Here is a 26,318-nt window from a genome sequence, read left to right on the forward strand (position 1 = left end):
AGCTGCGCCGGGCGGATGTAATGCCGTTTCAGCATCGAATCGTCGTCGCGGGCGGGTTTCGCGGCGAGGCTCCACAGCGCGATGATGGAGGAAGGACGATCTGCGGCCGCCGCGGCGACGGCATCGATCGCTTGCGCGTCCATCTCGTCGGCATACGCGATTTCCGCCACCTGCGCGCCTGCCTCACGCAGCCTCGTCGCGACGCGCGCGCCCACGCCATGCTCGTCGAGCAGCACCAGCCAGTGCCGCCGAGTGTCGATCAGTGCCCGCTCGAGCGGTGCGCTTTGGCGCAAGCGTGGCGCATACAGCCAGCCGACCGGGTCCGCGACGCGTGCGAGCGGCGACGGCGGATCGATCCAGTAGCGCTGATGTTCGAATGGCGTCGGCGGCAACGCAACCCGGCGTCCGCGCGCGGCGACGGCCGCCGCGCCGGCCGCGGCGCGCGTCACCGGGAGATCGCTTCTGAGGATCTCGATCGCCTCTTCGAGCGACGCGCACTCGCAGGCGATCCGCCATTCGAACGCGCCGCGCGACATCGCGAGCGTGTATGCGACATCCGCGAGCGGCGGCCGCTCGCGCTCGAGATGATCCGCGAGATCCGTCGCGAGCCGCCGCACAGCCGCCTCGGAACGCGCCGACAGCAAGAGCGGCCACGGGCCGCCGGCGTCGCCGCCGGTCGCTTCGGGCTGCGGCTCGGTGGCGGACTCCAGCACGAGGTGCGCGTTGGTGCCGCCCATGCCGAACGAGCTGACGCCGGCACGCCGAGTGGCATCGGGCCACGGGCGTGCGGCGGCGTTCACGAAGAACGGCGAGTTCGCGAGGTCGATGCGCGGATTGGGCTCGTGAAAATGCAGCGATGGCGGAATCACGCGATGCTGCAGCGCGAGCACCGTCTTGATCAGACCTGCGATGCCGGCGGCCGCGTCGAGATGGCCGATGTTCGTCTTGACCGAGCCCAGCGCGCAGAAGCCCTGTCGCGCCGTACCTTGCCGGAACGCGGCGGCCAGCGCCTCGAATTCCACCGGGTCGCCCAGCGCCGTCGCGGTGCCGTGCGCCTCGATCATGCCGATCGAATCGGGCGGCACGTCGGCCAGCACTTGCGCTTCGCGAATCGCGCAACGTTGCCCGTCGACGCCGGGCGCGGTGAAGCCGACCCGGCGCGCGCCGTCGTTGGAAACCGCGCTGCCGAGAATGACCGCGGCGACGGGGTCGCCGTCGGCCAGCGCGTCGTCCAGACGGCGCAACACCACGGCGCCGGCGCCGTTGCCGCCGACGGTGCCGTTGGCCGCGCGGTCGAATGCGCGGCAATGGCCGTCCGGCGAGCCGATGCCGCCGGGCTCGTGGCGGTAGGGGCGGCGTTGCGGCGTGGTGATGCGAACCCCTCCGGCGATGGCCGTGTCGCATTCGTCGGCGAGCAGCGCCTGAACGGCCAGATGTACGGCGACGAGCGATGTCGAACAGGCGCTCGACACCGAGACGGCCGGGCCGGTGCAACCCAGCAGATAGGCAAGCCGCGACGGCAGGAACGACGGCTCGTTGGAGAGCAGCAACGACAGATCGTCGTGCAGCGCCGACGGCACGAGATTGCGAATCAGGTATTCGTTGAAGCCGGCGCCGGCAAATATGCCGGTGCGTCCCGGCAGCCGCCTCGGATCGTAGCCGGCGCGTTCGGCCGCCTCCCACGCGCATTCGAGCCATACGCGATGCTGAGGGTCCATCCGTTCGGCTTCCCGCGCGCTGAGCCCGAACAGCGCCGCGTCGAACCCGGCGACATCGTCGAGGATGCCCGCGGCATGAACCTCGTATCCGGCGTCGGTTGGCGTGACGGGGCCGAAGAACGTGACGGACTCGACGCCGTGCACCAGGTTGTTCCAGAACTGCTCGGGCGAGCTCGCGCCCGGAAACCTGCAACCCATGCCGATGATTGCAACGTGCGGAGTGCTCATTCGTGTTCCCTCTCGATCTTTTGACGGCGTTCCATGGTCCGGCGACGGCGGCGCAGTGCGCGCTCGTCCGGTTCGTCGGCGGTGGCTTGGCGGGTTTCGCCGGCGGCGATTTGCGAAGCGATCGCGGCGATCGTGGGTTGCTGGAAGAGATCGACCACGCGCAGACTTTCGGCGCGTGGCAGGCGAGTGCTCATCAGGCCGTGCGCCCGGACGATCGCGAGCGAGTCGCCACCCGCGTCGAAGAAGTTTTCATCGACACCGATCGCCTCGCGGCCCAGCACCTCGCACCAGATCGCGGCGAGCGCTTCTTCAAGCGCGTTGCGCGGTCCCTGCGCCGGTGCCGTCGGCGCGCTCTCCCGGGGGAGCGCCCGCCGGTCGATCTTGCCGTTCGCCGTCAGCGCAAATCCGTCGACCCGAATCAGTGCCGACGGCATCATGCTGTCCGGCAGCCGCTGCTTGAGTGCCGTGCGAACCCGTTGCGCATCCACGTCGGCGGCCGCCGCATACCAGGCCACCAACTGACGGCCGCTTGCGCCCTCGCGAACGTCGGCCACCGCGCCGCCGATTCCCTCCAGCGAAGACAGCGCGCACTCGATCTCGCCCAGTTCGATCCGGTAACCGCGAATCTTGACCTGTCGATCCGCCCGACCCAGCGACTCCATACGTCCGCCCGGCAGGAATCGTCCCAGATCCCCCGAGCGGTACATCCGCTCGCCGGGCCGATACGGATCCGCGACGAACCGCTGCGCCGTCAGCGCTTGCGCGCCCAGATAGCCGGCCGCGATGCCTTCGCCCGCAACGTGAATCTCGCCCACGGCGCCCGGCGGCACGAGGCGCCCATGCCTGTCCAGCAGATAGATTCTCTGGCCCGGAAACGGCCGTCCGATGGTCACCGGCTGGCCGCGCCCCAGCGGCTCGAACGTCGTGATCACCGTTGTCTCGGTGATGCCGTACACGTTCGCGATGCGCGGGTATTGGGCGGGATCGGCGCTGGCCGGCAGCGAGGCGTGATAGGTCTCGCCGCCCACGACCGCCCATCGCAGCCGCACGCCTCGATGCGGCACCGCCACAAGCTGCTGGAAGGCCGCCGGCGTCTGGCACACGATCGTCGCGCCTTCCGTGCGCAGCAATTCGTGAAACGCTTCCGGCGAACGGGTGACCCAATACGGCACGGGCACCACCGTCGCTCCCGTCATCAGCGGATACCAGATCTCCAGGATCGAGTAGTCGAACGCGTAGGAATGGAACGCCGTCCATACATCGGTTTCGCTCAGCTCCATCCGCTCGCGCAAACCGTCCAGATGCATCACGTCACCGTGCCGCACCATCACGCCCTTTGGCCGGCCGGTCGATCCCGACGTATAGATCACGTACGCCAGATCGTCCACCGTCGCCTGACATGGCGTGAGCGCCGCGTCAGGCGTGACTTCAAGTTCCCCCAATTCGACCTGCCGCACCGCGCCGCACCATGCCCCGCTGCCTCCGATGACCATCAGCGGCTGCGCGTCCTCGATCACGAGCGCCTTGCGTTCGTCCGGCCAGTCGGGGTCCAGCGGCACATAGGCGGCGCCGCTTGCCAGAATCCCGTACATCGCGGCGATCGTCTCCATCGTCCGCTCGCCGACTATCGCGACGCGTCCTCCCACGCCCACGCCTTGACCCTGCAGCCAAGCCGCCATCCGTCGGCCCCGCGCCGTCAGTTCCGCATAACTGAGCCGCCGATCGCCAAGCCGCAACGCCGTAGCTTGGGGCCGCGCAAGGGCCTGCTCGTCGATCCGCTCGACGATGGTCCGGCACGGCGGCGGCAGCACCTGGTCCCCGCCGCTCCAGTGAACCAGCAGCGTCTCGCGCTCCGTGTCATCGAGCATCGCCGCCGCCAGGTCGCCGACCGTCGCCGCTTGCGCCGCCGCGCTCAACAACCGCGCCAGATGCCCCGCCACCTGCTCGATCGACGCGCGCTCATAGCGCGCCGGGTCGTACAGCAACGTCAGCTTCAAGCGCCCGCCTTCCGGCACCGCCACTACCGTTAGCGGCCAGTTCGTGCGCTCCACCGCACGCACCGACACCACGCCGATCCCGCCTCCGAGCAAATCGCTCGGCTTCGCCATCGGATAGTTCTCCACCACCACCAGCGTATCGAACAGCCGGGTACCGCGTTCCGCCTCGCCCCAGCCCTCGATCTGCGCAAGCGACACCGCGCCCGCCTCCTCCCGTCTCGCCTCCGCCTGCATCACCGATCTCAGCCACGCGCCGAGCGGCGCCTGCCCGTCCACCTTGATCCGCGCCGGCCGCGTCTCGATCAGCACCCCCACCATCGACTCGCTGCCGCTCACTTCCGCCCGCCGCCCCGAGCTCGTCATCCCGAACAGCACGTCGTCGCTTGCGCCGTAGCGGCTCAGCAGCACCGCCCAGCATCCGGCCACCACGCTCGCGAGCGTCACCCGCTCGCGCTTCTCCAGCGCTTCCAGCACACCGCGATCGACTTCGACCGTGACCGGCGCGCCGTCTTCGCCACCCGGCAATGGCGTCGGCAGCACCAACTCCCGCGTGCCTTCGAAATCGCCCAGTTCCGCCCGCCAGAATCCCTCGCCCGCGCCTTGCTCCCAGATCGACCGAGACCACGCCACATAGCCGCTGAACGGGCTGCGAGGCGGCCGCTGCGCCACATCGCCCGCCACCCGCGCCGCATACGCGCGCACGAGCTCGCCGATCAGCAGCGACAGCGACCAGCCGTCCAGCAACAGGTGGCTGTACGTCACCACCAGTTCCCATCGATCCTCGTCCGTTTTCAGAAGCGCGCAGCGCAGACATGGCGCCGCGCGCAAATCCAGCCCCCGCTCTCGATCGGCACGCAGCCACGCGTCCAGGTCCAGCCCCCGCGGCCACGACTCCTGCTGCCACGGTACCGACACCGACGTGTGCACGATCTGAACCGGCTGCGCCACGCCCTCCCAATGAAACGAGGTACGTAGCACCGGGTTCGACGCGACCACGTCGCTCCAGGCGCTCCTCAGCGCCTGCTCGTTCACGGCGCCGGCCAGCGTGCAGGTCAGTTGCTCCACATACATCCCGTCACCGCCGAGCGCGTGGTACAGCATCCCCTCCTGCATCGGCGTGAGCGGGTAAACGTCTTCCACGTCGATGCTCGACGAATCGCCGAGCGCCGTGCGGGAACCCAACTCGTCTAGCGTCGTGCGGATGTCGTCGAGCAGGCTCGCGATGGTGTCGTCGCGATGCGCACGGGGGTTGTATTCGATACTCACGTTCAGTGAGCCGTCGATGATGGCCGCCCCTATGTCGAGCAGATGCGAGCGTGGTGTCGAAGGCGCGCGGTCGCTCCCGATTCCGGCGCGCAGCAGTCGCCATTCCCCCGCCTTGGCCTCCAGTCGTCCCAGAAAGTTGAACAACAGCGGGCGCGGCGACCAGTCGGCTCGCCCCTTCAGATAGTGCAGCGCCTGATAATCGGCGCCGTGCTCGCTGCTCGACCGGATCGCCGCGCGCACGCTCTGCAGCGTTTCCTTGAACGTTCCGCCGCGAATCACGGTCGGCATGATGGTCGTGAACCAGCCCACGGTGAACGGAACCTCCGGATCGTCGGCGAAGCCGTTGCGTCCGTGCGATTCCAGATCGATCACGACTTCGTGCCGTCCGGACCAGCGCATGATCGCGCCGGCGACAACGGCTGCCGTCACCTCGTCGATGCGATAGCCCTCGGCAGCGGCAAAGCCGCTGATGATCCGCGACGTGGTCGCCCTGTCCAGCGCGCAGGATTGTTCGCCGGATGCCGCCACGTCGCCGGCGTCGTCCGTGCCGTCGAGCGGCAGCGACTCGGACGACGCCGCGCCGCCGAGCAATTCGTCGATGAGGCCCGCGGGCGCCGCGGCCGCCCAGTCGATGCGACGCCGGGTCCAGCGCCGCATCGTCGTCGGCACGGCGCCAAGGTCGTTGCCCGCGCAAAGCGAAGCAATCTGGTCAATGATGATCTGCCAGGACACCGCATCGACGGCGAGATGATGCGCGACGAGCAGTAGACGCCGCGAATCGTCCGGGAATTCGAGCAGCCCGGCGCTGAGCAACGCGGCGTGCTCGATGCGGATCGATGCCCGAAGCCGATCCGCGGCCTCGTCAATCGCATCGTCTTCGGCGACGGCAAGCTTCACGGTTTCAAAGACGGGCTTCACCCGCTGGATCACCCGCTGCCGCCATTCACCCTCTTCGCGAAAGTAAGCGGTCCTCAAAGCCTCGTGAATCGTCACCAGCGTTTCCAGCGCGCCGCGAATGGCCGAGGTTTCGGTCTGCGCCGGCACCTGCAACAGGACCGATTGGTGAAACCAGTCAGGCTCCCGCGGTTGCTGCAGGAAGAACCAGCGAGCCATCGGCGGTAACGGAGCGGCGGTTTCGCCGTCCGGCTCGACGACATCGGAGGCCGCTCCCGCGGCGGCCGCGATCTTGGCAATCGTCTGCAACTGGAGCACGTCGCGCGGCATGATGTGAATCCGCTGCTCCCGTGCGCGGGTCACGATGCGAATGGCAAGCATCGAGTCGCCGCCGGCGTCGAAGAAATTTTCGTGAACGTCGATGGCTTCGCGACCCAGGACCACTTGCCAGATCGACGCGAGTGCTTTCTCGACGGCGTTTCGCGGCCCCTCCGCCGGCGACGTCTGTGCACGCACCTGCATGAGTGCGCGTCGATCGATCTTTCCGTTCCGGGTCAACGGCACGCTGTCGATCGACACGATCGACGCAGGCAGCATGTATGGCGGCAGGCGCCGCGCGAGCGCGTCGCGAATCTCGGCATGGTCCAGCACGGCGTCGGCGCGGGCCACTACATATGCCGCGATCGTCTGGCGCCCATTGTGCTCGACAATCGTCGCGACGCCGCGCTCAACGCCGGGCGCCGCGCCGAGCGCCGCCTCGATTTCGCCGATTTCGATGCGAAAGCCGCGGATCTTGACCTGGTCGTCGATCCGCCCGAGGAATTCAAGGTTGCCGTCGGCGAGCACCCGCGCGCGGTCGCCGGTGCGGTACATCCGCTCACCCGGCACGTGCGGATCGTCGACGAAGCGATAGGCGGTCAGGTCCGGCTGGCCGAGATAGCCGCGCGCGACGCCCGCGCCGGCGATCCAGAGGTCGCCGGGCACGCCGATCGGCAAGGGTCGCAGCGACGACGACAGCACATACAGCCGTTGCCCCGGGAGGTGCCGCCCATAAGGCACGAAGGAGGCGTCGGGGGAAAGGTGGCGCGTGTCGTAGTAACACGACCAGATCGCCGCCTCGGTCGCCCCGCCGAGTGCGATCACGTGCAGTTCGGAGGTCGCGGCTTCTCTGATTCGCGCGGGCAGATTGACGGGCACGCGGTCACCGCTCAGCATCACGAGCTTCAGCGAAGGCGGCAGCTTTCGCCGGCTGTTGCGGCACTCGAGCAGCAGCAGCTCCATCACCGCCGGCACGGACTCCCACACCGTCGCCCGCTCACGCTCCATCAGGTCGAGCCAGACGTGCGGCTCGACGTTCGACGATTCCGGCGCCAGCACGACCGCGGCGCCCGCCGCGAACGCGCCGAAGAAATCGAACACCGACAGGTCGAATCCCACGGACGACACGCACAGCAGCCGGTCGGCCGGGCCGATCGCGTAACGCCTGAGAATGCTCTCGATAGTTAGCGAGGCGGAGCGATGGTCGATCATCACGCCTTTGGGCTTGCCGGTTGAGCCGGACGTGAACATGACATAGGCGAGATCGCCGAGCGCGACCGTCGGAGGCGCGACATCGGCGGGCGCGGCCTCGTCGACGAGGATCACCCGCGCGTCGATGCCGTCAAGCGCCGCGGCGAGTTCGCGCGTCGTCAGCACGTAGTTGAGCGTGGCGAGCACGTCGCGCATGCGCTCCGGCGGCGTCGCCGGGTCGATGGGCACATAAGCGCAACCTGCACGCATCACGCCGGAATACGCGGCGATCGCGCCGACCGAGCGCGGCAGCAGCACCGCGACCGGTTCACGCCGCGCACCAGCCGCAACGACCGCGCCGGCGACGCGGCGCGTTTCTGCCGCCAGTTCGCGATACTGCATGCAGCCCTCGGCGCAGATGACCGCGGGCGCGAGCGGCGTGAGCGCGGCGTGGCGCTCGATGCCGGCGTGCAGCAGATAACCGTCGCCTTCCGGCGGCGTGGCGTTCAGATCGTGAATCAGGCACCGTTCTTCCTCCCGCGACAGAATGGACAGGCTCAGGATCGGCCGTTGCGGTTCGGCGGCCAATGCCTCGACCAGGCCACGCATGGCAGTCGCCAGGTAGGCGGCCATCCGGGCCGGGTCGATGCCCGCAACCGTCTGGGCGGTCAAGCCAAAGCCCTCGCCCAGGTCATCCACCGAGAGCGTCACCGGATAGGTGGTGCGCTCCTCCGAGTGAAGCTGGCGCATTCCCTCCCAGGTCCCGTCGGCTATGCCGGCGGTACTGTGGCGATAATTGAGCAAGGTGCTGAACAGCGGCAGCGGCGGCACCACCCCACTGCAGCGCTGAACCAGCGACAGGGGCGCTTGCTCGTGTTCCAGCAGCCCCGTCAAACCGTGATAGGCGGCCTGAACCACCTCCTGCACGCTGCGCTCCGCCAGGCATATCCGTACCGGAAGGGTATTGATAAGCACCCCCATCACCCGATCGGCGCCGGCCAATTCCCGCAGACGACCCAGCAGCACCGACCCGAAGACCACGTCGTCGCGGCCGCTGGTCTGCACCAGCACCTGGGCCCAGCCGACATGGAACAGCACGCCCGGACTCATACCCAACCGCCGCGCCTGATTGCGGATCGCCCGAGCCAGGTCGTCGGCCAGCGCGAGATGGGCCTCGGTTATCTCCTTTCCGTCGTCTCGCGCCTCGAGCACGCCGAAGGGAGCGGTCGGCTCATCGACGTCGCCGAGCACCTCGCGAAAGTAGGTCTCGTGCACATCCGCCGGCACGCTCGAGACTTGCGCGATGAAGTTTCGGTAAGGCAGCGCCGCCGGAAGGGCTTCGGCCTGCCCGTGCAGAATCGCGGTAATTTCGGCGACGATGAGTTCCAGCGTCAGATGGTCGGCGATCAGATGGTGGAAGGTCAGCGCCAGCAGCCACTCGCCCCGCTCCGGATCGTGAGCGATGTCGAGCGCGAACAGCGGCGCACGGCTCAAGTCGAGGCGGCGCGCGCGCGGATCGGTATGCCTTAGCAGCTGGGTGGGAACATGGCCCTCCTCTGCGGGACTGAAGATCTCGGCGTGCAGTGCCGCCTGACGCCAAACGACCTGAACCGGCTGCGCCAAGTCCTTCCAGCAGGCGGCGGTGCGCAGGATGTCATGACGATCGATGACCTGTTGCAAGGCCGCGAGAAAGGCGTCGAGACGCGCGCGGGTATCGAAAGCCAGCAGGCTGCGCAACAGATAGGCATCGCCTTGCGTCTGCTGCAAATGATGAAACAGGATGCCTTCCTGCAGCGGCGCCAGCGGATAGATGTCCTGCACATTGGCTGCCCCGCCGGGAACCGCGTCGACGACGGCGTCGATCTCGGCCTGGGAAAGTGCCACCAGCGGCAGCATGGCCGGCGTGATGGCACCGCAACCGTTGGGGATGCGGTTGGGCGGCACCACAAAAGCGGGCGCGTCGCTGCGCCGGGTGTCGATGGCCCGAGCCAGATCAGCGAGCACCGGCGCGACGAACATGCTGCGCACGTCGAGCGACCAGCCGAGGCTCCGCAGCCGCTCGATCATGCTGACGACCAGCATGGAATGGCCGCCGAGCTCGAAGAAATGGTCGTTGCGGCCGACCTGTTCCAGGCCCAGCAAGTCCTGCCAGATCCGCGCCAGCGCCGTTTCCACTTCGCCCGTCGGCGCTTCATAGCCACGGGACGCGACCGCCGCCAAATCAGGCGCCGGCAGCGCCTCGCGGTCGAGCTTGCCGTTGGGCGTGAGCGGTAATGCATCCAGTATCACGAAGGCACTGGGCAGCATGTACTCGGCCAGTTGCCCGGCGAGTTGCCGACGCAATTCGCCGGGGACGAGCGCGACGCCGGACTGCGGCAGCACATAGGCGACGAGGCGTTTGTCGCCCGGCGTGTCTTCGCGAGCGATCACCACCGCGTCGCGCACGCCGTCGCATCGCGCGAGGCGTGCTTCGATTTCGCCCAGTTCGATGCGGAAACCGCGGACCTTGACCTGGAAGTCGTTGCGGCCGCGGTATTCGATGGTGCCGTCGGGCAGCCAGCGCCCGAGGTCGCCGGTCTTGTACATGCGCGCGTTCGTGGCGGCCGCGAACGGATCGGACACGAAGCGTTCGGCGGTCAGCTCGGGACGGTTCAGATAGCCCCGCGCGACGCCGGCACCGGCAATGTGGATCTCGCCCGCCACGCCGATCGGCACCGACTGGCCGTGCGAATCCAGGATATAGATCCGGGTATTGGCGATCGGGCGGCCGATCGGCGCCGCGCGATCGTATTCCCGCATATCGAGATAGCAAGTGCTGAAGACCGTCGTCTCCGTCGGCCCATACCCGTTAACGACGGTCAGCTCGGGCAACAGCCTTTCAAGCCGATAAAGATCCTTTTCACGCAGCGGTTCGACGCCGACCAAAATGCGACGAAGCGACAGCGAGGCTACCAACTCATCCGGGTACTCGCGCAAACGCCGAACAAGAAATGGCGGCAGATACGCGATCGCGATACGTTGCGCGATCAACCATTGGAAAAAACCGTCCGCACTGATACGCACGCGATCCGGCACGATATGGACTGCGCCGCCCATCGCGAGCGAAATGAATATTTCGAAAACGGAAACATCAAAGCCGAAGCTGGTCCAGCAAGACGTGCGTGCGTGGCTGACTCCCGAAAAATGCTGCCAATTCGATTGGATCAAATTGACCAAACTGTCGTGCTCTACCATGACCCCCTTGGGCTGCCCGGTAGAGCCCGAGGTGTAGATCACATACGCCAGATGGCACGAAGTCAGCCCCAGTGCCGCGGTGTCGGGATTGTCATTCGACTGCGACTGGAAAGACGCATTTTGAGCGTCGAGCAGTATCGTCGGCAGCTTGAACGCCAGCTCATCGGCCAGCGCTGCCGTGGTCAGCACCGCCACCGGCGCCGCGTCGTCGAGCATGTAGGCAAGCCGCGCGGCCGGATATGCCGGGTCCAGCGGCACATAGGCGCCGCCCGCCTTGAGGACGCCGAGCAAGCCCACCACCGTCTCCAAGCCGCGTCCCGTACATATCGCCACACGGTCGTCCGGTCGCACCCCCAGTGCAATCAGATGGTGCGCCAACCGATTGGCCCGGCGGTTCAGTTCCGCATAGCTCAGCGCCCGGTCCTCGAACACCACCGCAGTGGCGTCGGGCGTGAGCTGCACTTGCGCCTCGAACAACTGGTGGATCAGCACACCATGCGAGAAGTCGGCCCGGGTCGCATTGAAGTCCACCAGCAGTTGCGCGCGTTCCGCGTTCGACAGTATCGGCAGCGCATGCGCATTCGCCTCCGGTGACGCGAGCGCCGCGCGCAACAACGCGACGTAGTGCGCGCCGAGCCGGCAAACCGTCTCCGCGTCGAACAGATCGGCGTTGTATTGCCAGACCGCGAACATCCCGCGCTCATCCCCCTCGATCGACAGATAAAGGTCGAAGCGCGCGAACGGACTGTCGAGATCGAACGGCGTCGCGGTGCCGCTCGCGGTGCGCACCGCCGGTAGACGTACGTTCTGGAATGCGAACGCCGTCTGCGCGAACTGATCGTGCTGCGGGCCGCCGCGCGCGCGCAACCGGTCGACGATCGCGTCGAGCGGCACGCCCTGATGCGCGAACGCGCGCGCCGTCGCCTCACGCATCCGCTCGACCAGCGAGCTGAAACTGTCGTCGTCGCGCACGCTCGTCGCGAGCGCGATGAGATTGACGAAATAGCCGGCGATGTCCTCGGCCGCCTGGAACGGCCGGTTGGCCGCGGGCGTGAGCGCCACGACGCGCGGATCGCCGGTATACCGATGCAGCAGCAGCGCGAACATGCTGAACAATGTCGTGAACAACGTCGTGTTGCGCGTGCGCGAGAACGCCGCCGCCGCCTCGATGCAGTCTGCTGGAATCTCGACGCGTTCGGTGCCGCCGCGCCAGCTCGGAACGGAGGCGCGCGGGCGGTCGCCGCGAATCGCCGGCACCTCATCGAGGTCCGCCAGCGCCTCGAGCCACGCGTCCAGTTGCGCGGCGTAGTCGGGCGTCTCCATCCAGCGGCGCTGCCAGGCCGCGAAGTCGCGGTAGCTCAGCCGGCCCCCCGGTGCATCGCTTTCGTCCGGAGAGGCGAGATACGCGCTGAAGTCGCGGATCAGCACGCTCATCGACCACCGGTCGAAAATCGCGTGATGAATCGTCAGCACGAGCACGAGCGGCCGCTCGGGCGTCGAGAACAGGTCGATGCGCCACAACGGCCGCCCGGCGGCGAACGGCAGACGGGCAACCTCCGCGGCGCGCGCGCGCAACGCACCGTCGCCGTCGACCGACATCCGCTCGATCTGCACCACCGGCTCGGGCAGCACGGTCTGCTGCATCGGCTCGCCGCCGACGAACACGGTGCGCAGGATGTCGTGCCTGCGCGCGAGCGCGACGAACGCACGGCCGATTGCCTGCGAGTCGACGGCGTCCGCCAGTTCGATCGCCATCTGCTCGTTGTACATCGCCGGATCGCCGAGCCGCGTCGCGGCAACGAGGCGGGCCTGTCCCGGCGACAGCGCGCCCGCGTCGCCGCCCTCGCCCGGCAACGGCGGCGGCAGCGGGGGCGCGCGCGATGCGTCGTCGTCGAGCATCGCCAGCAGCGCATCCTTCGCGTCGCGCAGCCGCGAGACAAGCGCGCCGTCAAGCGCGCCCGGCGGTCCCTCCACGTGGAGCCGGTCGTCGCGGCGGCGCAGCGTGATCCCCGCATCGGCCAAATCGGCCATGAGCCGAACGATATTCATAGCGTGATTTCCTCCGTTTCGGCTCCGGTCGTCGAGCTGTGTTCAGTGACGAGTCGCCGCTCGATCTGCGCCGCCACGGCTTCAATCACGGCGTCGAGCGACGAACCGTCGACCAGGTTCGAAATCGACACCGATACGCCCATCGAGCGCTCGATCGCATTGCGCAGCTCCGAGCCGGTCAGCGAATCGACGCCGAGCTCGATCAGCGACGCCTGATGCGAGAACGCCGAGGAACTGGACAGCACCGCCCGCAATTCGGCGTCGAGATAGCCGGCGATCAGCGCGCGGCGGGCGGCGGCCGGGCGGCCGCGCAGTTGCTCGATGTCGAAGGCGCGTGCGCGCGGGGCCTGGGCGCGGCCGGTGATGCCCTCGATCGCGCGCGGAAGATCCGGCTGCGCCGCGATTCGATCGATGTCGATCGCCGCGACGATCACGTGCGGCTCGCCCGCGAATGCCTGCTCCAGCGACGCGAACGCCTCGACCTCGGTGAGCGGATGGAGGCCGCTCGAGCGGATTCGCTCGGCCGTCTTCGCATCGGCCGTGCCCATGCCGGACGTCCATAGTCCCCAGCCGATCGACAGCGCGGGACGCGCGCGCACGCGGCGCCGTTGCGCGAGCGCGTCGAGATACGCGTTCGCGGCAGCGTACGCGGCCTGGCCGTGGCGGCCGACCACGACGGAGATGGACGAATAGAGCAGGAAGAAGTCGAGCGGCTGTGCATCGGTCAGGCGGTCGAGCAGCGCCGCGCCGCCCACCTTCGCGCGCAGCACGTTCGCGAATGCGGCGGCATCCAGCGTGGCGAGCGGCGCGTCCTGAACGATGCCTGCGCAGTGCACGACGCCGCGGATCGGCCGCGCGGCCGCCGCGAGCGCACCGCGCAGCGATGCTTCGTCCGCGACATCCGAGGCGACGGCCTGCACGTCGACGCCGTCGCCGCGCAGGCGTTCGCAGGTTGCCCGCACGCCGTCGCCGACCTCGCCGCGCCGGCTGATCAGCAGCAGATGGCGTGCGCCGCGACCCGCGAGCCAGCGGGCGGTCGCGAGACCGAGCGCGCCGGTGCCGCCGGTCACGACGTAGGCGGCGTCTCCGTCGAGCGCCGGAACCCCGCCCGCCGCGCCCGCTCCGGCGTGGCGCAGCCGCGGCACGAGCACGGTCGCGCCGCGTACCGCCATCTGCTCGTCGCCCGGTTCGTCGCCGAGCAGCGCGGCAAGCGTCTCGAACGACGCCGCCGATCCGTCGATATCGATCGTGCCGCGCCATGCACGGCCCTGCTCGCGCCGCGCCACGCGAACGGCGGCGTTCATGGCGGCGGCGACGGGATCGACATCCTCCGCGGGCCCGGTGGCAACCGCGCCGCGCGTGACGAGCGTCACCGGCCCCGCCGCAGGCGCCGCCGCCAGGCGGTACGCAAGCGCGCCGACTAGCGCGCCGCGGCACGCCACGGCCTCGACAGGCTCGCCGTCATGCACCGCGCTGTCGAACGCGAGCACGATGCCAAGGTCGGCGGGTCCGGCTTGCAGGATCGCATCGGCGTCGGCGGCCACGATCGAGCAGCGTTCACCCGAGGCTTCGAGCGCGCGCGCGACTTCCGCGCAGAGCGCCGGGTCGCCCGCAATGACGCGCGCACCCGTGCGGTGCGCGCCCGCCGGCGTCGAGGCCGGTTGCCATGCGATCCGGAAGAGCTGCGACGGCGCCCCGACGGCGCGCTCGTCGACCCAGTAGCGCTGGCGGTCGAACGCATAGGTCGGCAACGGCGCGAGGTGGCGGCCAGCGCCGCCTAGCGCCGCCCAGTCGACCGGCAAGCCCGCCGCGTAACGCTGCGCGAGCGACGGCAGCAGGTCGAGACCGTTCGCGCCGCCGGCAAGGTCCGGCGACGACTCGCGTCCGAGCGGCATCGCGCCGCACACGCCGGCGCTGACGGCCGTGTCCTCGCCGCGCGCGAAGCGGTGCAGCTCGCGCGCCATGTCGTCCGCGCTTTCCGCGACGGCCGCGAGCCGGTGCGGGAAATGCGAGCGTGCGACGCGCGACGCGTGGCAGGCGGCCGCGAACGCGCGCGCATCGAGGCCCGCCAGGTGATCGGCGTATCGCGCCGCGTTCGCCCGCAGCGACGCATCCGATTTGGCGGACACGGTCAGTAGTTGTTGCGCGCCGGGCCGGTCGTCCGGCTGAACCGCCTGCTCGACGCGCGGCGGCGCGACGACGAGCGCGTGCGCGTTGGTGCCGCTGAAGCCGAACGAGCTGACGCCCGCGATGCACGGCCCGGCGTCCCGATCGATCCGCTCGTTGCCGAGCGCGAGCCGCAGCGGCAAGTTGTCCCAGTCGATGCCTCGGTTCGGTTGCGTGACGTGCAGCGTGGCGGGCACGACGCCGTGGCGGACCGCGAGGATCGCCTTGATCAGTCCGGCGATGCCGGCCGCGCCTTCGAGATGCCCGAAGTTGCTCTTGATCGAGCCGAGCAGCACGCGCGCGTCCTTCGCACGGCCCGCGAATACGGACGCGAGCGCCGCCGCCTCGATCGGATCGCCGAGCGCGGTGCCGGTGCCGTGCGCCTCGACGTAGCGTACCTGCGACGCATCGAGGCGCGCGGCCCTCAATGCGCTGCGCACCAGTTCGCGCTGCGCGTGCTCGTTCGGCACGGTCAGGCCCGCGCTGCGGCCGTCGTGATTGACGGCCGAACCCGCGATCAACGCGTCGATCGTGCGGCCCGCGGCCTGCGCGTCGCCAAGCCGCTGCAGCACCACCACGCCGCATCCCTCGCCGCGTACGAAGCCGTCCGCGCCATCGTCGAACGACCGGCAGCGCCCGCTCGGCGACAGCATGTGCGCCCGGCACTCAGCAGCGGTCGACAGCGGCGACAGCACGACGTTCACCCCGCCGACGATGGCGATGTCGCATTCGCGCACGCGCAGCGCATGACAGGCGAGATGCGCCGCGACCAGCGACGACGAACACGCGGTATCGACCGTGAGCGACGGCCCGTGCAGGCCGAGCACGTGCGATACGCGACCGGCGAGCACGCTGGGCGCGTTGCCCGCGGCGGTGTAGAGATCGACGTCGGCCGCGCGGCGGAACCGGTGCGCGTAGTCCTGATGCATCACGCCGGCGAACATCCCCGTCGCCGTGCCTTTCAGCGCGGACGCCGGAATGCCGGCGCGCTCGATCGCTTCCCACACCACCTCCAGCAGCATGCGTTGCTGCGGATCGAGCATCACCGCTTCGCGCGCGGAAATTCCGAAGAAGCCGGCGTCGAACGAGGCGATGTCGTCGAGAAAACTGCCGGCCCGGCAGTAGATGCGGCCGGCGGCATCCGGATCGGAGTCGAAATATCGCTCGGCGTCCCATCGATCGGGCGGCACCTCGCGAACGCCATCCGTGCCGTCCAGCAGCAGTCGCCAGAGGTCGTCCGGCGAATTCGCGCCGGCGAACCGGCAGCCCATCCCGATCACCGCGATAGGCTCATGCAGCTGCTGCTCGAACTTGCCGAGTTTGTGTTGCAGGCGCTCGATTTCGAGCAGCGCGTCCTGCATCAGCGCAGTGGGATCGATCGGATTCATCGCGAGTCCGCCCCCCGAAGCTCGTCCAACTTTGCGGACAGCAGTTCGACGATCTCCTCTTGCGACAGCCGCTCCGCCGGCGCCTGCGGTTGCGCGTCGCCGGGCGCGGGCGCCGCCGTAGCCGCGCCTGCTCCGGCGGCGGGAGCGTCGAGCGCGGCGCCGAAGATCGTCCGAGCCAGGTAGTCGGCAAGCGCGGCAATCGTCGGGTTCGAAAAGATGACCGTGGTGGAGATCGTGCGGCCGAAGCGCTTTTCTAGCCGCACGCGCAGGTCGGTGATCAGCAGGGAATCCAAGTCGTAGTCGAACAGCGAGCGTTCCGGATCGAGTGCGGCGAGACTCGTGCCGGTCACGGCCGCCGCATCCTCGGCGAGCAGCCGGAACAATCGATGCCGGCGATCGGCTGCCGGAAGCGCCAGCAATTCGCTGACCGACGAAGTGAGCCCGGCGCCGGGCCGCGCGGTGGCGATGCCGTCGAAGCGGCTTGCGGGAACGTGCGGCGGCCATTGATCGATGAGCCGCTGCCAGTCGATCGGCAACAGCACGACATGCGGCGGCAAATCGGCGGCCAGCGCGATCTCGAACGTCGCGCGCCCGCACTCGGTTTCGATCTGCCCGATGCCCAGTTGCGCCAGCCGGCGCTTGGCGCTCGCCGCCGTGCGGGCCAGCATGCCGACGTCCTGCCACGGCCCCCATGCGAGGGACAGCGCAGGCAGGCCCTGAGCGCGGCGATGCGCGGCCAGCGCGTCCAGGTACGCATTCGCCATCGCGTAGCTCGCCTGCCCCGGCGCGCCGAACGCGGCGGCCGCGGACGAGAAGAGCACGAAGTGTTCGAGCGCATGGCCGCGCGTGCGCTCGTGCAGCAGCCACGCGCCCTGAGCTTTTCCGGCGAAGGTCGCGGCGAGCGACGCCGGCGTGACGTCGCTCACCAGCCGGTCTTCGACGACGCCCGCGAGATGGCAGATTCCGCGTAGCGGCGGCATCGTCGCGCCGATGTCGTTCAGCAGCGCGTCGACGTCCGCTTCCCGCGACAGGTCGGCCTGCCTTACCTGCACATCGACGCCGTCCCGCCGCAATACGGCCAGCGTCTCGTCGGCCGCGTCGCCGGGCGGCCGGCGGCCGACGAGCATCAGCGAGCGCACGCCGAGTGCCGCGAGCCAGCCCGCGACTTGCAGCCCGAGATCGCCCAGGCCGCCCGTAATCAGCCAGGTTCCGTCGCCCGCCGGCGCGTATTCGGCGCGCCGGGGCAGCGCGCGCTCGTCGAGGCGCGGCGCCGTGACCTCCGCGCCGCGGATCGACACCTCGGTTTCCCGATCGAAGCAGTCGAGGCCGCGGCGAATCGCGCAGGCGTCGTCCGCATGCAGCGCGAGCGTGCGCAGGTGCGGGGTTTCCATCGCGGCCGCTCGCGCCAGCGCCTGCAACGGTGCCGACGCCGGCGCTTGCGGCGCCAGGACGACGGCGATACGGCAGGGCTCGTCGCGCCGGGCGGCCGCCGCGAACAGCGCAAGGGCGCCCTCATAGAGCGCCGGGGCCGGCGCGGCCGAGCGCGCGTCGATGCCCCGGCAATCGACGATCAGGCCGGCCCGCTCGAACGGGATCTCGTCCGGCGTCGCGACGACGAGCGTCTCTTTGCCCTCGTCGCGCAAGATCGACGCGAGCCCCGATGCGACCTCGCCCGCATCGCGCACGACGACGATCGGCTCCGGCAAGGCGAATGGCGCACTGTCCGTCACGCCCCGCCATTGAACCGCGTAGCCGTCGCGCAGCGGCTCGATCCGCAGCAGTTCGTTGCGGCTGACCTCGCGCGATTCGAGGCCCGTCAGCTCGACGAGCGCGCCGTTGCCGTCGAACACGCTCGCGTAACCGCGGTCGGCGGCTGCATAGCATCGCATCTGCGCGCCGGCGCGCCCCCGGATCGTCAACCGCGCGATGCGGGTCGGCACGAACGCGTTGCTTCCGTCGGGCCGCGCGGCGGCCGCGACCAGTTGCAGCGCCGAGTCGAGAATTCCGGGGTGCAGCGACCAGCCCGCGTCGCCGGGATCGGCACGCATCGCGCAGGCAGCCTCGCCGTCGCTCACGACGATCTCCGAGAGCCGGCGGAATGTCGGCCCCATGACGACGCTGCGAGCGCGCAGCCACGTATCCAGCAAATCGGTGGAGATCGCTTCGCCGCGCACCTGCGCCGATGGCGCGGCGTCTTGATCCGCGCCCGCTTCGACGCGTGCCGTCGCATGGGTTTCGAAGGGCTCGGGCGTGAGCACGGCCGCCTCGAAACCGTCGCCGTCCCGCACCAGTTGCAGTTGCACCCGCCGCGCCGCGCCCGCCGGAATCACCAGTGCCGCCGGAAAGCGCAGGTCGCTCAACACGCAAGCATCCGCCCCGGTGAGCTCCCGCACGCCGTCGGCGATCATCACCGCGAGGGCCGCGCCCGACACGACGATCTTTCCGTAGATCACGTGATCCTGGAGAAACGGCAGCGTCGCCACACTCCAGTCGGCGTCGAAGAACGTCGCATCCAGCGCGGGCGCGTCGGTCCGCCGGCCGAGGAACGGCGACACGCCGCTTTCGGCGAAGCGTGGCGCGCGGTCGATCCAGAAGCGCTGACGCTGGAACGGATAGGTCGGCAGCATGACCCGGTTGCCGTCGCGATAGTGTTGCGTCAGGTCGAGCGCCACGCCGGCCGTCCACATGCGGGCGATCGCCTCCGGCGACGCCGGATCGAGCGACACCACGCCCGCGCCCCCCGCGCCCAATGCCACGTCGCCGAATTCCAGCACCAGCGCGGCGCCCGCGGCCTCCAGCGCCGCCGCGGCATCGTACGCGGCGTCGTTCGCGCACGCCAGTTCGTCGCGCACCGCCGCCGGGCTGTCGATGGGCAAGCCCGACGATGCGCTGATCCACAGCAGCGCCGGCGCGGCGACGTTGTCCGCGCGACGGTTCCGTACGTCGTCGAGACTCAGCGCGCCGGCGGCGAAGGCCGCCGCGAACACGCCGTCGCCCGTCGCGCACACGCTCGCCGGCACGACGCCGCACGCCCGCACGCGGGCGAGGACCGCGTCGAGATCGCGTGCGCCGCCAAACGCGAAGCTCACTTCCGGCACGCGGGCCGGCACTTCGGCGCTGATCACGTCGGCACCGGAATCGCCCGCGGCGAATGCCCGCAGCGAACCGATCAACCGCTCGCGGGATTCGGCGCGAAACGCCGCGCGCTGTTCCCAATGGCGGCGGCCTATGGCCGCCGTCAAGCACACGTCCTCGAGCCGCACGTCCGGGTTGCCTTCGAGAAACGTCGCATAATTCGCGCACAGTTCGCGCAGCGCAGCGTCGCCGCGCGCCGACAGCAACAGCAGCGGCACCGTTTGCGGCGTCCTGGGTTCGCGCGGCGGCGCGGCCTCCACGATCACGTGCGCATTGGTGCCGCCGATGCCGAACGAACTGACGCCCGCACGCCTGAGCGGCGCGTCCCACGGCACCGTGTTCGTCGGCAGGTAGAACGCGGATTCGCCGCGCAGCGCCGCGATCGCCTGCTCGGCCCCCACCGCCGCCGGAATCTGCGCGTGCTCCACTGCAAGCGCGGCCTTGATCAGGCCGCACGCTCCCGCGGCCGCGTTCAGATGCCCCACGTTCGCCTTGAGCGATCCAAGCGCGCACCGCGCGTCGCCGGGCCGTCGATCGCCCAGCGCGGCGGTCAGCGCCGCCAGCTCGACCTCGTCGCCGATCGCCGTGCCCGTGCCGTGCGTCTCGACATAGCCGATCGACGCGCCGTCGACTTCGCTCAACGCCAGCGCGTGACGGATCACCTCGCTTTGCCCCCGGCCGCCCGGCGCGGTGAAGCCGACCTTCGCCGCCCCGTCGTTGTTGATCGCGCCACCGCGAATCACCGCCAGAATCGGGTCGCCGTCGTCGAGCGCATCCTCCAGACGCCTCAGGACCACGACCCCCGCGCCGTTGCCGAAGACGGTGCCGCTGCTTTCCGTCGTGAATGGCCGGCACGCGCCGTCGGCGGACAGGATGCTGCCCTCCTCGTACACATGCCCTTGCCGCTGCGGCAGCGCGATGCTGACGCCGCCCGCCACCGCGAAGTCGCACTGGAAACTCAGCAGCCCATGCAGCGCATGGACCACCGCGACGAGCGAAGTCGAACAGGCCGTCTGCAGCGTGACCGCGGGCCCGCCGAAATCCAGCCGGTACGCGACCTGCGTCGCGAGATAGTCCTTGTCGACGCCCACCCATTGCTGCAGGAAGCGGTTCGGCGACGCGCGATCGAGCCGGTCGCGCACATGGTCGACCAGATAATCGACGGTGGCCGACCCGGCCCAGATCCCGACGCGAGGGCCGCGCACCGCGCCGTGGCCGGCGCGCTCGAGCGCCTCGTGCACGCATTCGAGGAAAATCCGCTGCTGCGGGTCCATCGCCGCCGCCTGCGACGGCGCAATGCCGAAGTACGCCGCGTCGAACAGGTCGACGCCTTCGAGCGCCCCGCCCGCCCCGACGAAGCCGGGCTGCGCCAACACTTCCTCCGGCACGCCCTCGCGGCGGGCCGCATCGGTGGTGAAGCGCTCGATCGCGATGCGGCCATCGGCGATCAGCGACCAGAATTGTTCCAGCGTGGTCGCGCCCGGCAGCCGACAGCTTGCGCCGACGATCGCCACTGCATCCACGGGTGTTTCGTAAACAGTCACATAGCCTCCTTGCGTGCGCGTGCGCGCTGTCTGTAGGCGCGCACGCCGGCGACGTCCTTCGTGTCGAGCGTGTCTGCGCCGCTCGCGGCGGAGCGCGAGGCGAGCGCGCGAATCGTGGCGAGCGAGAAGAAATCGACGAGCGGCGCAACCGCCACGCCCCGCGACGCCAGCAGCGCGCGCAAGCGCACGATGTGCATCGAGGTCGCGCCGGCGTCGAAGAACCCTTGTTGCGGATCGATGTCGACGCCGACCACCTCGGCGAACGCATCGAGCATCGTCGCTTCGAGCGACGCGTCGCGCCGCGCCGCGGCCGCGACCCGTGCCGCCGGGGCCGGGGCCGGCAGCGCGGCCAGCCGCGCGCGATCCACCTTGCCGTTCGCCGTCAGCGGCAGCGCGTCGAGCACGGCGACGTGGTGCGGCTGCATATAGGCGGGCAAATGCAAAACCAGCTCGGCGCGCACCGCCGACACAATGTCGCCGCGCCGCTGCGGCAACGCGACCACGTGCAACTGAATCACCGTCGCGCCGCTGCGCCGGACCACCGACGCCACCGCGCGCGAGATGCCGCCCGCGCGCATCGCGGCGGCCTCGATCTCGCCCAGCTCGATCCGGTATCCCTGCACCTTGACCTGGCCGTCCATCCGCCCCAGCAACTCGAGTTCCCCATTGGGCAGCCAGCGCGCGAGATCGCCCGTCCGGTAAAGCCGTCTGCCATCCCCATCGACGAAGAAACGGCGGGCGGTTTCCGCCTCGTTGCCGAGGTAGGCGAGCGCGAGGCCGCATCCGCCGAGCAGCAGTTCGCCGGCGACGCCGTCGGGACGCTCACGCCCGTCGGGCGCGCGCACGAAGCACTGCTGGTTCGACAGCGGCTTGCCGTACGGAATCGAAGCCAGCGCCGCGTCGGCCGGCGCGATCGGGTGGACGACCGACCAGATCGACGCTTCCGTCGCACCGCCGAGGCTGATCGGCTGGACGTTCGGGAACGCGTCGCGCAGCCGCTCGGGCAGCGTCGGCGCGATCCAGTCGCCGCTCAGCAGCGCGAGCCGCAGGTGCGGCGAGCGCGGCGCGGCCACGTCGAGCAACAGTTCGAGCACGGCCGGCACGGAATTCCAGATCGTCACCTCGGCATCGCGCAACGCCTGCGAGATCGCATCAGGATCGCGCGCGCGCTCGGGGAACACCACGGTGCCGCCTGCCCCGAGCAGTCCGAATATGTCGTAGACCGACAAGTCGAAAGCAAGCGACGATACGCAGAGCGCCCGATCGGCCGGGCCGACGGCGAAACGCGCATTGATGTCGTCGATCGTGTTCGCCGCGGCTTCGTGCGTGATGACCACGCCCTTCGGGCGGCCCGTCGAGCCGGACGTGAAGATCACATAGGCAGCGTCGTCCGGGCCCGCATCCGCCACCGGCGCGGGCGCGACGCGCGCGAGCGGACGGTCGAGGCGCAGCGACGGCACCGGCAGATCGATGTCGCCCGTCGTCACGACCGCGTGACGGGCGCCCGCCTCACGCAGCAACTCGTCGATGCGCGCCGACGGCCAGGACGGCTCGACCGGCAGATAGGCCGCGCCGGCCAATTCGATGCCGAGCAGCGCCGCAATCGCGCGCGGCCCCGGCTCGACGACGGCCGCCACGACATCGCCGCGCGCGACGCCGAGCCGCTGCAGCGCGCTGCCGATGTCTTCTGCGTCGCGCAACAGCGCGCCATAGGTCAGTGCCGCACCGCCCTGCCTCACGGCGACGGCATCGGGGCGCGCATTCGCTTGCCTGACGAACGCCGCCTCCAGACGACGCGGCGCGCGCTCGACCTCCGTCGCATTGGTCGCCGCACGCCGTGCGGCCTCGTCCGGCGCAAGCTTCGCAACCACGGGCAGCTCGACGGCCGACGGCTCGGCCGCGATCGTCGCAAGCGACTCGACGAACGCGGCGAACATCGCGTCCACCATCCGTTCGGGAAACAGCTGCGTGACGTATTCCCACATCACGACGAGACGCTCGCCGCGCCGACCGAGGATGGCATGCAGCGAGACCTGCGGCGTCGGATTGGCCATGTCGACCACCCGCCCGAGCGCGTCGAGCACTGCCAGATCGTCCGCCGGGTCGCCCGACAGCAGGCTCGTCAGGACCACCGGCATCAGCACCGGCGCGCCGTTGCGGCGACCGAGCTCGCGCAGGATCGCCACGCCGGAGCACCATGGCTCGTCCAGGTCGGCCCAGACTTGCCGCTGCACCGCCCGGGCAAGCTCGACGAACGAAGCGTGACGCTCGCGCAGGGAAAGCAAGGTATTGCTGGTGTAGTCGCCGATCGCTTCCCCGGCTTGTGCCGCCCTGGCATTGCAGGTCACGTTGAGCGTGAACTCGGGCGCCGCCGACCACAACCGCACGACGTCGGCGAACGCGGCGGTGCACAACGAAGCGAGCGTGACGCCCAGCGCCTGCGCGCGCGCCGTCAGCGCCGCGGACAGCGGCTCCGGCAATTCCCGGCGAAGATTGACAAAACGTGGGTCGACGACGTCGGCGAGCGCCATCGCCGCCGGCAACTCCGGCGCGGGCGCAATCGACTCGACGCGGCGCAGCCACGCTTCGCGGCGTTCATCGGGCAACGGCGGCGGCGCGGGCGGCACGATGCCGGGAGACGGCTCGCGAGACGCGCCGTGCGCCAGTTCGCGCACCAGCCGCAAAAAGCTGCGCAGGTCGCCGGCGAGCAGCCCCAGGCGCACATGCAGAACGGACATCGTGTCCGTGATGCGGCTGAAGCATGCGGCGACGGGGCGTCCGTTGCCGTCGGCCAGTTCCGCACGCACGGCGCACAAGCGCTCGGCCAATGTCGACTCTTCCAGATCGCGCAGGTCCTGCTGAGGCAGGACCGGATCGTAGGCGTGCGCCTCGAAGACCGCGCGCCCGTCGCCGCGCACCGCCATCCGCAGCGCGGGGTGGCGTTCGACAAGCTGCGCCAGCCGCCGGCTCAGATCGGGCACGCGGGCGTGGTCGACTTCGAAATCGACGCGAATATGCGGTTGGACACTACCGAGCGGCACGCCACTTTGCTGGCCGATCCAATAGGCCTGCTGCATCTCGGACAACTCGAACGGCTGGTCAGCCTCGTAGTGCCTCGGCGCCGCGGGGGCCGCAGTCTGCGCGCTGTGCCCGTCGCTGATTTCGCGCCTCAGACTATCGGCCGAAGCGGCGAACAGCGTCGCGAACGTCAGGTCCACACCGTGGCGCGCGCGCACCGACGCGGCCAGCCGCGCGGCCGACAGCGAATCGAGCCCGAGGTCGATGAGCCGGCTGGCCGGCTGCGCCGCAGCCCCCGGCACAAATCGCGCGATCTCGGCCAAGATAGCGTCGCCGGCCATGCCGCCACCGTCATCGGCAACGATCTGCAAGTCGCCGCGCGCGAGCGCGTCGCGCGTCGCCGCCCGGCGGGTCTTCCCGCTCGACGTACGAAGGATGCTCCCCCGCCGCAGCAACACGATGCGCGCCGGCGCGACGCCGTGTTCGTTCATCAACGCCGAGCGGATCACCGGAATGATCGCGCGGGCCGCCGTCTCGTCGCAGCCGCTGCGCACCTCGGCGCCGACCAATATCCCTTCGCCGTCCGCGCCTTCGATCGCCGCGGCGAATACCCGCCCCATCCGGATGGCGGGGTGGCATCCAGATATGGAGTCCTCAATATCATGGCAATAAAAATTCCGGCCGCCGACGATGATCAGATCCTTCAGCCTGCCTGCGACGAACAGCGAGCCGTCGTGCACGAAGCCGAGATCGCCGGTCCGCAGCCACGGACCTTCGCCGTCGTCGAGTCGCGCGCGAAAGATCCGCTGCGTTTCTTGAGGACGACGCCAGTAGCTCCCGGCGACGGTTCGCCCGCTCACCCAGATTTCGCCGATGACATCCGGCGCACACGGCCGGCACGTTTGCGGATCGACGATTCTCACACGCGTGTCGATCAGGCTGGTGCCGCACGATGCGAGTTCGACACCGTCCCGATGCGGGACGACGCGGCCGAGCGCCAGCGCATCGCGCTCGAAACGCGCGCTGCGCATCCCCTCGCCACTGCGTCCCGACGCCACCTTCAGGGTCGCTTCGGCCAGCCCGTAACCGGGGGTCACCACCGATGGCCGCAAGCCGAACGGCGCGAACGCCGCCTCGAAGCGGCGTACCGTCTCGCAACGAATCGGTTCGGCTCCGTTGAGCGCGAAGCGCAACGAAGAAAGATCGGTTTCGGGCGCGAGATCGGCCGCTCGGTCCGCGCACAACGCGTACGCGAAATTGGGCGCCGCCGTGTGCGTGCCGCGCACGGTCGCGATCGCCCGCAGCCATGACATCGGTTGTGCGATGAATTTTTCCGGCGGCATTAGATACGCGGTGAAGCCGCAGTACAACGGCGTGAGAATGCCGTAGACGAGGCCCATGTCGTGGAAATACGGCAACCAACTGACCATGACGCTGTCGGGGTCGTGCAGCGCGGCGCTGTCGAGGTCCCTGATCGTCGCGCGCAGCCCCGAGTGCGTCACGGCGACGCCCTGCGGCGTTCGCGTCGAGCCGGACGTGTATTGCAACAGGGCGGGATGGTCGTCGGTGACCACGCTCAGGAACGGCGCGCGACGTTCACCGTCGTCCGTGCGCATCCACTGAATACCCGGCAGCGCCTCACGCTCCTCGGCGGTCAACGCGATAGCCGCGCCGCAATCCTGCGCGATCGCGAGCATCGTGTCGCGGCCATGCCGAGGCGCCACGGGAACAGGAATCGTGCCGGCCAGGCAACAGCCGAAGAAGGCGGGAATGAAATCGAGAGGATTCCGAAAAGCCAGCATCACGCGATCGCCGACCGACGCGATGCGCGCCAGGCGGAAAGCAATCGCGGATGCGCGTTCGCATAGACACGCATTGGTCAAACAAACGTCTTCCGATGAGCCGACGGAAGCGAACGCAGGAAAATCGGGGGCCGCTTCGGCACGCGACATCAATTGCCCGGCGATCGACTCGGCGCCGGAATACGTGGAAGAGCGACCGTTCCGAGCCTTGTCGTCGACGGGAGGCGGGGGCGATGCGCCGATACGAGAGGTGCTCATGACGTCGCTTTCCTATTTCGGCTTTCGTTTCGGCTGGCGGTGCAGACGCGCCGAAGGGGGCCGCATGCCGCCGCGCGCGGAGGATGAAGCGCGCGCCATCCTCTTCGCTCAG

4 protein-coding genes and 1 pseudogene are annotated in these 26,318 nt (G+C 69.6%); all 5 read right to left on the reverse strand.

Features of this window, described 5'->3' with window-relative positions:
* Window positions 1-569: 569 nt before the first annotated feature.
* A pseudogene (locus tag WT60_RS35445) lies at window positions 570-1,946 on the reverse strand (polyketide synthase); the annotation flags it as partial.
* Window positions 1,943-12,895: a non-ribosomal peptide synthetase gene (locus WT60_RS27150; RefSeq protein ID WP_060356658.1), complete on the reverse strand. Its 10,953-nt coding sequence runs from the start codon at window positions 12,893-12,895 to the stop codon at window positions 1,943-1,945. The pseudogene WT60_RS35445 and the gene WT60_RS27150, both read right to left, overlap by 4 nt.
* Entirely contained in the window at window positions 12,892-16,449 is a 3,558-nt protein-coding gene (locus WT60_RS27155; RefSeq protein WP_038744878.1) for an SDR family NAD(P)-dependent oxidoreductase, read from the reverse strand. The genes WT60_RS27150 and WT60_RS27155 overlap by 4 nt, the downstream gene beginning before the upstream one ends.
* On the reverse strand, window positions 16,446-21,128 hold the full coding sequence (locus WT60_RS27160; protein ID WP_236860934.1) for an SDR family NAD(P)-dependent oxidoreductase: 4,683 nt from the start codon (window positions 21,126-21,128) through the stop codon (window positions 16,446-16,448). The genes WT60_RS27155 and WT60_RS27160 overlap by 4 nt, the downstream gene beginning before the upstream one ends.
* Window positions 21,125-26,206: an amino acid adenylation domain-containing protein gene (locus WT60_RS27165; protein WP_236860888.1), complete on the reverse strand. Its 5,082-nt coding sequence runs from the start codon at window positions 26,204-26,206 to the stop codon at window positions 21,125-21,127. Before WT60_RS27165 ends, WT60_RS27160 begins: the two co-directional genes overlap by 4 nt.
* Window positions 26,207-26,318 lie beyond the last annotated feature (112 nt).

The organism is Burkholderia sp. MSMB617WGS, assembly GCF_001532025.2.
Classification (GTDB): domain Bacteria; phylum Pseudomonadota; class Gammaproteobacteria; order Burkholderiales; family Burkholderiaceae; genus Burkholderia; species Burkholderia savannae.